The sequence below is a fragment of the Nostoc sp. genome, assembly GCF_036919495.1.
In the GTDB taxonomy this organism is placed as follows: Bacteria; Cyanobacteriota; Cyanobacteriia; order Cyanobacteriales; family Nostocaceae; genus Nostoc.
Map to the genome: position 1 here is coordinate 1 of NZ_JBALBZ010000096.1, position 1,901 is coordinate 1,901.

General features: G+C 40.7%; 3 protein-coding genes and 1 pseudogene. 1 reads left to right on the forward strand and 3 read right to left on the reverse strand.

Annotated elements, in window-relative coordinates; all coding sequences use genetic code 11:
• Positions 1–83 precede the first annotated feature (83 nt).
• The 3 genes and pseudogenes from V7K25_RS14340 to V7K25_RS14350 form a co-directional block, all read right to left on the reverse strand.
• Positions 84–308, reverse strand: a pseudogene (locus tag V7K25_RS14340) (IS630 family transposase); the annotation flags it as partial.
• Positions 309–489: 181 nt separating this feature from the next.
• Entirely contained in the window at positions 490–684 is a 195-nt protein-coding gene (locus V7K25_RS14345) for a hypothetical protein (protein WP_292798333.1), read from the reverse strand.
• Positions 656–1,243 carry a Panacea domain-containing protein gene (locus tag V7K25_RS14350; RefSeq protein WP_335158955.1) on the reverse strand — a complete coding sequence of 196 codons (588 nt, stop codon included), beginning with the start codon at positions 1,241–1,243 and terminating at the stop codon, positions 656–658. Before V7K25_RS14350 ends, V7K25_RS14345 begins: the two co-directional genes overlap by 29 nt.
• Before the next feature lie 506 nt (positions 1,244–1,749).
• Here V7K25_RS14350 and V7K25_RS14355 point away from each other — a divergent pair.
• The coding region (locus V7K25_RS14355) for a GTP-binding protein (protein ID WP_335155359.1) at positions 1,750–1,901 on the forward strand (152 nt) is incomplete at its 3' end.

Here is a 1,901-nt window from a genome sequence, read left to right on the forward strand (position 1 = left end):
GCTATATGCTTTCTGTGCTGGCTGCGGGTCTCTCAAACTCAATACCTTTGCCATAATCCCCCTGTCAATAGGGTTTGAGACGCGCTAACCCTGCCTCGTGATACATCTAGAATTGTTTGAATCTGATCATACAAGTAACCTTGATAAACCAACTTGACTGCCAAAGCTTTCCTTACTTCACGCGCATCTGGACGCAGAGTTATAAAATCTTGTAGTTCCGCGATCGCCTCCACTACCATTCCCTCTGTTGACTGTTCCTGCGATACTCCTACTGTCAGTGTGGCAGTTTGTGAATGCTGACTTCTCATTGTTCACTCTTAGACTTGTACGCCTCACCGTATTTTCTCTTAATTTTGTTCAGAAATCAAATAGGAGTCCTATATAAATCCACACAAGCTTGATTACACAATCAGTTGTATTGACTAAATACATTAATCTAATTTGTCCTGAAGCGCCTTTAGATACCTTCAACTCCAGCTTGTGAAATAACTATCCTTGAGGTAATTCAATCTTTCCAGGTAAAGGTTCGTTACGAGAATTGATAGGATATTGATCTTCAATTAAATCTTCCAAAACTTTTGCGACACACTCAACAAAATCCGACCTGTAGGCTTTTGCGAGTTTTTTGAAAGAACGGTTGAAATTATCGGATTTTTCAATCGAGAAGGGAGTTGAGCCAGTCATGCACTTCTCCTTGACGAATACGAGTTGATGGTTCCGAAGTACAAGCGCCCTTTAAAATTTCCCGCATTACGAATTGATAAGCAGGATGGTCACGTTCTATTTGGTCTAGTTTCTGATGTCCCAATGCTTTCAAATCTTCAAGAAGAATTGGCTTAGTTGAGCTAGCTTCAGGTAGCAAACCTTTACGCGCCTTTTTCCAAGGAAACTCCAAGTGGGTCATACCACTAAGTTGATAAGCATGGTAGCCACCAAAATATTCCCATACTTCTTCTAGAAGCTGTCTCTTATCCTCAGCCATCTCTAACAGTAATTCTTGACTAGGAATAGGTAATTGTTTAGCTTCAAATTCACTGTAAAACCTGTAAGCCGGAGGACAAACAGGGCCATAGCGCCATGCTTGTATTTCTTCTTCAAACAATGGCTGATCATACATCGCCAAATGTAAGCTTTGCGCGTAATACAGAAGCTTTTGAACCTTCATATTGGTCATTTCTGCTTCTATACTGTCTTCGTAAGCTCTGATAATGAAGTAGCGAGCCACATTTAGACAATCAATCATAATCAGACTCGCAAATTAAGACTGGTTAACTATCTTAGCTATTTTTAATGGTCACTTACACATATTTTAGTTTAAATTTATTGAATTAGTACATTTTTACTATTTAAAATCAGTCTACTAATCCACTACATCAACCTTACGGTTAATTCTCCCCCCGTTTCCCCTACTTATCTTCACCCTTCATTTTTAGTTTGGTCAAGTACTTAAATACAGAACACCACAAAAAGGCTATGAAATTTAATCATTCCTAGGTTGGGTAGAACGTAGACACCCGAAGGGAAGTGAAACCCAACATCAAGTCCAAATATTTCCGAACCCTTTTTACGGGGACATATACTCAGGCGATCGCAATGCCGCCTTGATAAACCTCACCGCAATTGTGACGATTACGCTAGAATTATTAAAGGTTCTTTACAGAGTTTGCTAATCATACTTAATTCTGTTAAATCAGCCTAGCATTAAAATGTAAATCTCAAAACCCCCTCTAGAGTTCACCAAAAGCTTCTATGACGCTCCCAATTCGCAACGTCGCCATTATCGCCCACGTTGACCACGGCAAAACCACCCTGGTTGACGCACTCCTCAAACAATCCGGCATTTTCCGCGAAGGCGAAGACGTTCCGGATTGCGTTATGGACTCCAACGCCCTAGAACGGGA

What these genes read in the sequence shown, in the direction of transcription:
- V7K25_RS14345 (WP_292798333.1), bottom strand. Translation starts at nt 684, where the DNA reads ATGACTGGCTCAACTCCCTTCTCGATTGAAAAATCCGATAATTTCAAC.
- V7K25_RS14350 (WP_335158955.1), bottom strand. Translation starts at nt 1,243, where the DNA reads ATGATTGATTGTCTAAATGTGGCTCGCTACTTCATTATCAGAGCTTAC.